This is a genomic window from Lysinibacillus sp. NPDC097162 (assembly GCF_044762185.1).
Taxonomy (GTDB): Bacteria; Bacillota; Bacilli; order Bacillales_A; family Planococcaceae; genus Lysinibacillus.
In genome coordinates this window covers 53,615-61,815 of the sequence record NZ_JBIWDT010000011.1, presented here as the reverse complement: position 1 = coordinate 61,815, position 8,201 = coordinate 53,615, and the positions used below count along the sequence as shown (strand labels likewise).

The window sequence follows — 8,201 nt, the reverse complement described above, 5'->3', positions numbered from 1 at the left end:
GGTCGAAGCAACATTCGAACACTTACGTAAATATGGTTGGACCGCGACGATATTCGGACAGAAACGTAGATTCCCTGGATATGTCGAGAAATACAAACGACTATGCCAGTTGATGAAACGTTGTGGCATCGTTAATAAGAACGATCCAGAACTCGCTAAGAAAACGAATAAGCTGCCGTGGAAAGACCGTTCGGAGTTTTGGGAATTAATGCGATTTACTGGCGGATGCGAACGAGCTGCGTTCAATCATACGATTCAAGGTTCTGGCGCTAACATTTTGCAGATATGTATGATTCGCGTTTATTACCAATGTGTTCTCGGCAAAGGTTGGGAGTTCGCTCTAACTTTGCATGACGAATTAAAAAGCGCAGTACCGAACGAACAATTAACGCAAGAATCTACGGACTTATTCGATGACATCATGACAAATACGTATCATTTAGTATTGCCGTTAGCTTGCGATACAGTGGTCGAGCCGAAATGGATGGACGAGTATTCGCCGGAAGAATGGTTCGCTAGACAAAAGGAGGAATCGGAATGACAAACGAAACAACTAATTTTATTGAGCAATTACGTAAATACGATGGATTTGACGGCATGACAGGGTACGGACGAAGCGAAGAAGTAGACGAAATTGAGGGCTTATTATATGACGCAAAATCAACGAAGGTTTATAAAGAATATGAAGATGGTGGTCGGTGGACTAATTATGAAACAACCGTGCACAAAATCGAAGAAAACGGCAAAGTCGCTTATTTCGAAATTAGTCGTGAAGTACCTGCGACTGAAATGCAAGAGGGCGGAGAGTTTTCGTATAGTTTCAACGAAGTAGTTCCGGAAGAAGTAACGGTAATCAAGTATGTCGGAGGTAAAAGTGAATGATCGAAATCATCAAACTCGAAAAGGACGGATGCCCACCGTGCAAATGGCTCGGCAGAACGTTAGCTGATAATGCATCAAGCCTAGAATCGGAAGGCGCGTCGCTAACAACGCTGAACATTAGCGAGAATCCATCGCTAATTGACGAATACAAGATTACTAGCGTGCCAGTCCTCGTATTTAAACGAAATGGCGTAGAAATGACGCGAGTTCACGGCAATGTCAACTTTGACGACGTGTTAGCTGCGATTGAATTTGCGAAATTTAAGAAGTAGGGAGGCGATTTGATGAAATATCGTAAAAAGCCAGTAGTAGTCGATGCTATTAAGTGGGATGGTCAAAACTTGGTTGAGTGTATTCAATTCATGGGTCAAGACGTTAATCTGCACGACCGCATGGAAAGTGAAAAGTTTGACGATTATAGGGAATTAGTGCATAGAGATGGGTTAAAAATTTACACTCTTGAAGGTGTTATGAACGCGAACGAAGGCGATTATATCATAAAAGGTGTTCAAGGTGAGTTTTATCCATGTAAACCAGATATTTTCCAAGCAACTTACGAAATAGTTGATTAATAGAGAAGGAGACGATAATTTGACGCAAAATAACGATGCACTAGAGATACTATACGCAGAAAGCTACGTTCCCGGAGCTAAACAGCCGGGCTTCATCGACAAGGTAGCGCAGGAATTGATCGACACACTTAACGATTGGCATAGCCGTCCAGAAAAGTGGGATGACGCAATAGATTCGCAAATACACGCATGGTACGTAAAGCCTCCGAAGGTGTTTCCGAAACGACCTTACTTTTCGCCATCGGCAACAGGCGCCTGCAAACGTGAATTATACGAAAAGGGCATCGGCTCTAAACGTGACGAAGGCAGACAGCAACCGCACCAGAAGCGTTGGACTTCGATAGGAACGGCAATCGGCGATATGATTCAGCGTGATTTACTGTTCATCGAAAAGCATATGCCAGGCGCAAGATTCCGATTCGAACGCAATGCAGACGGTACTCCGATGTTTGAGGATTTCGCTAAACGCAATGTGCCGGTAAATGTCGGCGGAATCGACTATAGTCTTTACGGAGCGCCGGACGGTATCTTAATTTACACCGACGAAAATGGCGAACAGCACCGCATAGGACTCGAAATTAAGTCGAAGCAAACGACAGCAGCGCGCACATCGCTTTATTCCATGCGTCAGCCAGACGAAAAGCACGAATTGCAGACGATCGCATACTCGATCATGTTCGGATTATCGCACTATATCGTACTTTACGTTAATACCTCGCATAAGTCATGGTCAATCACGGATGATGATTTCGCAGCAACGCCGGACATTAGAGCGTTTGGTATCGACTGTACAGACGAGCGAAAGGCCAAGTTGCTCGAAGATTTAGCGAGTGTGCAGCGATTGATTAACGATCGTAAACCGCCAATGCCGGACTTGACGAAGTGGACATTTAACGGATTCAAGACAGCGATAGCACAGTCGGTTAATGACGCTGAATTGACGCAACTTAAACAACAAGTCGAGCTGGCGCAAAAGAGCGGACTAAAAGATTATACGAAACGGCAATACGCGGAGGCGTTGGCGGACTTAATCGCAAGGATTCCGAAAAGTTAACGTAAATTGTCCCAAAACGATACGTTTTAGTGTGCTGTATATAGTAAGCAACGCAAATAAAACTAATATAACGGAGGTTGACGTAAATATGACGACGAAAACAACTTATAAAGTGGGCGACAAGGTGAAGTTCTTAGACGTAGGTCGTATTTATCTCGGATACAAACACTGGAGCGACAGAGATATTTCCGAAATTATTGAAATCGATTCTGTTGGGGATTTAATCGTTAAGTCCAAAAAGCAAATCGGCAGAAGTCAATATGTGTGCGGGTCAGAGTTCAAATACATCGAAAAGGTGGCGGTGCAAGTGTCGAAATTCAAAGTAGGCGATAAAGTAGTTGTTACTAACGATAATTTCGAGCATAAAAAAGGCGACATTCGAATTATCGACCGAATCGGTTCAGCAAGCGGAACTTTCGATTATGGCTTTGAAGGTGGCGGATATATTAAAGAATGCAACATCGAAATAATCTCGCAAAAACCAACGAAGAATCAACGCATTACAGCGCTTGAACAAACGGTAGCTAACTTACAAGCCGAAGTTGAGGCGTTAAAGGCTACGCAAAAGATTGCGGTTAAAGCTCCGACAATGACCGTAAAAGCTGACGTTGACGTCGCTAAAATTGCGGAAAGTCTTGCGAAAGCAATCGAGAAGCATATGCCTAAATCACCGAATGAGCAACGTAAAGCGATCATTGACGATGCTAATGCGTTTGTTGAGGACGTTTTCGCAGAAGTCGACCAGCAAATGGGATGGAGAACGACTAAAATTCCGTTATACAAGGAAAAAGGACGACTACATGTCAATTTCCATGTTAACGAGAAGAAGCGAACTGTTACAGCGGTAGCTTATTTCGGTAATTTATATCCGGGGGATAAAGAAGTTGTAGGAAAAGCCATCGCAAAATGCGCACCAGACGACGTATTCAACGCTGACATCGGCAAGGCTATTGCGTTAGGTCGTGCGCTTGGGCTAGACGTTAGTAAGTTTGAGAAGGCGGTTCAGCCTAGCGAGGTTGTTGTCGGTATGCATGTACGAACTCGCTATATGAGCGGAGGGTACAACGACAATTGCCCGACATTTGTAACAGGTGTTCGCGACGGATACCCAGCGTTCGATAACGGAACGTATTCGCCTCACTATGATATTACTAACGACACAGAGGCGCAATATTAATGTCTCGCGCAATCAAACCGAAGCCTAAACGCTTACTAGCAATCGACACGTCAGCATCGCCAGGCTTCGCAGTAATCGAATATGGCGCCAATAAGCCAGCAAGACTCATTTACACTGACGCATTTCCGACGGACACTTCGCTATCAGACGCCGAGCGCTACGAAGTCGTCCGATCAGCTACCGCCTTAATCTGCTATAAATACGGCCCATTTGACGTTGTAGTCCGCGAACATTTCATAAAAGGCGGAAGCAAGCGCGGTACGCAGTTAGTGTTTGGCGGATGGGCTGCCGTTGATATGGGACTCCAAGCTTTCGGTTATACGATCGACAGCGATAATGAAATACCGCCAACCACCGTCAAAAAGGCGGTAGGCATATCGGGCAAGGCGACGAAGGCAGAAGTTGAGCAAGGCGTAAGACAGGCGTTAAATCTGCCGGACGATTACGTATTTCCGAATAACAAAGGCGGGGACGCGAGTGATAGTTGTGCAATTGGTATAGCGTATTTAAAAAGGGAGGGCATTATTTGACTAAGGTTATTACAACAAATAAAGGTATTGAGATTTTAGTAGATGATGACGATTACGATAAGCTATCCAAATATTCCTGGTCTATTAATAACGGATATGCAATAAGTACAGATAGAACTAGCGGAAAACAAAAAACTTTGAGAATGCATAGATTGGTTCTAGATGTTCAAGACGGAGAATTTGTAGACCATATAAACGGCAACAGAATTGATAACAGAAAGTCTAACCTTCGTAAATGTGATGCAAAAGGAAACGCTAAAAACGCAGGCAAAAGAAAAGGAGCTTTATCAAAATTTAAAGGTGTATACCCAAGGAACGGCAAGTGGGTTGCATGTATCCAAAATGATAGAAAGCGAGTAAATCTGGGAAAATACAAACACGAATTAGACGCTGCCTACTACTATAATGAGCAGGCTAACCTCTTGCATGGGGAGTTCGCTAGATTAAACATTCTTCCAGAAGGTTATGTTCCTGTTGAAGATTTCCAACCGTACAGCACTATAAGATTTTATTCGCAGTATAGGGGAGTCACTTATTGTAAGAAAGACAAGCGATGGCGTGCGCAGATACAACATAAAAGCAAACATATTTACATTGGGAACTTTTGGACTGAAAGAATTGCTGCAGAAATGTATAACGTATTTGCTATTGAATTACACAAAGAAAAAGCTGTATTAAACGAATTTTAGGAATTGGAGGAATTACAATGACGAAAATATCACGCAAAGAACGACGTAAGCAAGGCGGATTCACTCCACAATACAACGGCAAGGAGCCGATTACATTCGCTGAATATATCGAAGGATTCCGCGAAAATACAATGCCGAGACGTTTACGTAATCATCCGTTGAATAAGGCGGTGAGGGCTTAGTGTGGAAACGATTGAAACTCGTAAGTAAGTCGCAAGAGAGTGTCATACCTATTGATCGTATATACGACGTAATGTATGACGGTAATTTAAGCCACCGACCGGCAGTTTTATCCGATGTAGAGAACGGTTTACAATACCTAACATCTGCGCCAGTTACGGTTAAGAAGGACGGATATTTGACGTTAATTCAAACACGCAATACATTATATACGTTTGAGGAGGCGACCGAATGACGCCAAAACAACGCAAGCCAGCAGGCTTTATCGCAACTAGCATCGCAATTATCGGATTACTGCTTTTCATCGTAGGATCATTCGTAGCCTTGCCGTTATTGGCGCTACTGGTAGGAATGGGCTTCGGCTATGTGCTCGAATTGTTCACGGGCGATTACGTAGTGCAGGCGTTTAATGCGATAGGGCTGACGAAGGTTGAATCGGACGATTTACCGAAAGTATTCGGATTGATGGCGCTGACTATTGTAATTTTCAAATGGGAAACGGTATTAGCGCTGTTTGCCGTCCTATTCAATCGAGAAGAAAAACGTAAGGGAGACGATTAATTGACTAAATTATTGACTGACGAATTTCTAACGCAATATCCGGACTTTCCATCCGATATGACTCCGTTAGGGAAATTCGTATACTATCGAACATATTCACGGTTCCTACCTCAATTTAAGCGACGTGAAACGTGGAAAGAAACAGTTAAGCGTGCAACGGAGTTTAACGTAGGATTGGCGATCAAGCATCGAGATAAAACGAATATAGTTTCGATAACAGACGGTCACTTACGCAAAGATGCGGAGTTATTATTCGATAACATGTTCAATCAGCGCCAAGCGCTATCGGGACGTACATTATGGGTAGGCGGTGCTGACGGAGCTGTCGGCGAAAAGTATCCACTTGCAAACTTTAACTGTTCATTCGTAGCTATTACGAAATGGGACGATATTGCCGATTTATTTTACGCCTTATTAGTCGGAACTGGCGTAGGATTTAAGTCAACGAAAGCAAGCGCAGCGAAATTAGCTCCATTGCGTACAGACATCGAAATTACGCATGAACCATTTAGGCAACGCTATCCAGTCGTAAAAGTAGATGAAACTAACCTTTACGTAATTGATTCGGAAAAATACGAAGGTACGAAGAAGGCAGTCATTCATGTAGGCGACAGTAAAGAAGGATGGGTAGAGTCCTTACGTTATTTCTTCAACATCTTAGCCGGAAATAGTGAAGCTATTAAAAACGTTTCTGAAATCGGCATTTATTACGATTACGTACGTCCTAAAGGCGCTCGATTGAATACATTCGGAGGCACAGCAAGTGGACACGAACCTTTACGTGAGATGTTCGAAGGTTTCGAGCGAGTGATTAAGGGCGAATCAGACGATCCGTTGTTTGTGTCGCCCGAAAAATTCGAGAAGGACGGATATACTTTCGCTAAATTACGTCCAGTACATGTCTTAGACATCGGAAACATGGTCGGCAACAATGTAGTTGTGGGGGGCGTGCGGAGGACCGCAGAAATATTCCTATTTGACGCAGATGATTTCGAATCGATGTTTTCAAAGTACGGCATGTACGGTATTTGGAACGTCGAGAATCACGAAGCAGTCGTAAAGGCAGTGAAAGAATATGCGCAGAAATACAATGTAGAGGAATTAGCAGTTATTGCAGATAAACTCGACGCATTACCGACACAAGATGCAAACGCTCGTCCAGGCATCGGACATCGAGCAATGTCGAATAACTCGATAGCTTTCTTCGATAAACCGCATAAGGCGTTCTTGGACTTGGTATTTACGATTATGCAAGGCGAAGGCGAGCCAGGCTTCATTAACTTGAAAGAATCTGCACGCAGACGATTAAAAGGCGCTGGTATCGATGATCCTTCCGAAGAATTATTACGCTTAGTAGCCGAAACGCTCGGACTTAATCCATGCGCGGAAATTCTCCTCGACAGCTACGGAGTATGTAACTTAACAACGCTAAACTTAACGCAATTCGTCAGCGTGGTCGACGGATTCCCTACGTTAGATACCAAAGCATTAGCAGAAGCGCAACGCTTATCTGTACGTTGCGGACTACGTATGACACTACCGACGTTAGAAATCACACATTGGGATTCGGTACAGCAACGTGATCGATTAATCGGTCCATCGCTTACTGGCGTTGAAGATGCGCTAGGAATGCTCGGCAAATCGGGCGATGCGCAGTATTTGCGAAAGTTATTACGTCTACTTGGCGAAGTGGCGCATCAAGAGGCGGAAAGGTATTCCGCACAGTTGCGTGTTAATAAGCCGTTGTTAGACACGACAGTAAAGCCGGAAGGCACTATCTCGCAAGTATTTAACGGAGTTTCGAGTGGACTTCACTATTCGCACTCGCCGTACTTCATTCGCCGTATCCGTATTAACGCAGCCGACCCACTAGCGAAAGCAGCATTAGCGCACGGTTGGGAAATTGACGGAGAGGTCGGTACAGTAGGCGATACAAAAGAGGAGCGTATAGAAAACGCTAGAACTCTAGTAATCTCGTTCCCAGTAGCAAGTGGAGCGACTGTCACGAAAGACGACGTTTACGCAGAGGAGCAGCTCGATAAGTATTTCGACTATCAACGTAATTACACGGCACATAACTCGTCTAATACGATTCACGTTAGACCGGACGAGTGGTTGAGCGTAGTTTCGCCGAAGATTTACGACAATTGGGACGACTTCGTAGGTGTATCATTCTTATCGTACGATGGCGGAAATTATCCACTAGCTCCGTTCGAAGCGATCACGAAAGAAAAGTATGACGCAATGTTAACGGAATTTAAACCGTTCGATTCTGCGGTATTGGAGCAGTACGAAACAGGCGCAGATAGCGACCTTGACGGTGCAGACGGCTGCGAGGGAGGTATTTGTCCGATTCGATAATTAAATAAGCGATACAATGCCGAGCCTTAACGGGCTTGGCGCCATTTTACTATAAACGGAGGTTGATACGATGGAAAAGTTCGAAGCGATTCTAACCTTAGCTTTACTTATTGGCACTCTCTACCACCTAACGTCCTACAATAAAGAGTCAAAAACGCCATACCACGGAATTAAGACAATAATCTTTTTAATCGC

General features: G+C 44.0%; 12 protein-coding genes. All 12 read left to right on the top strand.

The window, feature by feature from the left end:
- Positions 1-541 (top strand): DNA polymerase (locus tag ACIQXW_RS23705; protein WP_402766221.1); only part of this gene is annotated, 541 nt, incomplete at its 5' end.
- Positions 538-882 carry a hypothetical protein gene (locus ACIQXW_RS23700; protein WP_402766219.1) on the top strand — a complete coding sequence of 115 codons (345 nt, stop codon included), beginning with the start codon at positions 538-540 and terminating at the stop codon, positions 880-882. The genes ACIQXW_RS23705 and ACIQXW_RS23700, both read left to right, overlap by 4 nt.
- Positions 879-1,154, top strand: a complete 276-nt coding sequence (locus tag ACIQXW_RS23695; protein ID WP_402766216.1) for a thioredoxin family protein — start codon at positions 879-881, stop codon at positions 1,152-1,154. The genes ACIQXW_RS23700 and ACIQXW_RS23695 overlap by 4 nt, the downstream gene beginning before the upstream one ends.
- Positions 1,155-1,166: 12 nt before the next feature.
- The gene (locus ACIQXW_RS23690; RefSeq protein ID WP_402766227.1) at positions 1,167-1,454 is read left to right on the top strand and encodes a hypothetical protein; all 288 of its coding nucleotides are present in this window, start codon (positions 1,167-1,169) and stop codon (positions 1,452-1,454) included.
- Between the two features lie 19 nt (positions 1,455-1,473).
- Entirely contained in the window at positions 1,474-2,508 is a 1,035-nt protein-coding gene (locus ACIQXW_RS23685; protein ID WP_402766213.1) for a hypothetical protein, read from the top strand.
- 88 nt (positions 2,509-2,596) lie between these two features.
- Complete coding sequence (locus ACIQXW_RS23680) at positions 2,597-3,685, top strand: hypothetical protein (protein WP_402766210.1); 1,089 nt, start codon at positions 2,597-2,599, stop codon at positions 3,683-3,685.
- Positions 3,685-4,215 carry a crossover junction endodeoxyribonuclease RuvC gene (locus ACIQXW_RS23675; protein ID WP_402766207.1) on the top strand — a complete coding sequence of 177 codons (531 nt, stop codon included), beginning with the start codon at positions 3,685-3,687 and terminating at the stop codon, positions 4,213-4,215. The genes ACIQXW_RS23680 and ACIQXW_RS23675 overlap by 1 nt, the downstream gene beginning before the upstream one ends.
- Positions 4,212-4,904 (top strand): hypothetical protein, encoded by a 693-nt coding sequence (locus ACIQXW_RS23670; RefSeq protein WP_402766204.1) that lies wholly within the window; start codon positions 4,212-4,214, stop codon positions 4,902-4,904. Before ACIQXW_RS23675 ends, ACIQXW_RS23670 begins: the two co-directional genes overlap by 4 nt.
- A 17-nt stretch (positions 4,905-4,921) precedes the next feature.
- Entirely contained in the window at positions 4,922-5,086 is a 165-nt protein-coding gene (locus tag ACIQXW_RS23665; RefSeq protein WP_402766201.1) for a hypothetical protein, read from the top strand.
- On the top strand, positions 5,086-5,319 hold the full coding sequence (locus ACIQXW_RS23660) for a hypothetical protein (RefSeq protein ID WP_402766198.1): 234 nt from the start codon (positions 5,086-5,088) through the stop codon (positions 5,317-5,319). The genes ACIQXW_RS23665 and ACIQXW_RS23660 overlap by 1 nt, the downstream gene beginning before the upstream one ends.
- The gene (locus ACIQXW_RS23655; RefSeq protein WP_402766195.1) at positions 5,316-5,645 is read left to right on the top strand and encodes a hypothetical protein; all 330 of its coding nucleotides are present in this window, start codon (positions 5,316-5,318) and stop codon (positions 5,643-5,645) included. Before ACIQXW_RS23660 ends, ACIQXW_RS23655 begins: the two co-directional genes overlap by 4 nt.
- Positions 5,646-8,006, top strand: coding sequence for a glycyl radical enzyme family protein (locus ACIQXW_RS23650; RefSeq protein WP_402766192.1), 2,361 nt, complete (start codon positions 5,646-5,648; stop codon positions 8,004-8,006).
- The last annotated feature ends 195 nt before the right edge of the window (positions 8,007-8,201 follow it).

Excerpts from the sequence above, each read along its gene's own strand:
- ACIQXW_RS23690 (WP_402766227.1), top strand. The coding sequence starts at position 1,167 with ATGAAATATCGTAAAAAGCCAGTAGTAGTCGATGCTATTAAGTGGGAT.
- ACIQXW_RS23665 (WP_402766201.1), top strand. The coding sequence starts at position 4,922 with ATGACGAAAATATCACGCAAAGAACGACGTAAGCAAGGCGGATTCACT.
- ACIQXW_RS23655 (WP_402766195.1), top strand. The coding sequence starts at position 5,316 with ATGACGCCAAAACAACGCAAGCCAGCAGGCTTTATCGCAACTAGCATC.
- ACIQXW_RS23675 (WP_402766207.1), top strand. The coding sequence starts at position 3,685 with ATGTCTCGCGCAATCAAACCGAAGCCTAAACGCTTACTAGCAATCGAC.
- ACIQXW_RS23680 (WP_402766210.1), top strand. The coding sequence starts at position 2,597 with ATGACGACGAAAACAACTTATAAAGTGGGCGACAAGGTGAAGTTCTTA.
- ACIQXW_RS23695 (WP_402766216.1), top strand. The coding sequence starts at position 879 with ATGATCGAAATCATCAAACTCGAAAAGGACGGATGCCCACCGTGCAAA.
- ACIQXW_RS23700 (WP_402766219.1), top strand. The coding sequence starts at position 538 with ATGACAAACGAAACAACTAATTTTATTGAGCAATTACGTAAATACGAT.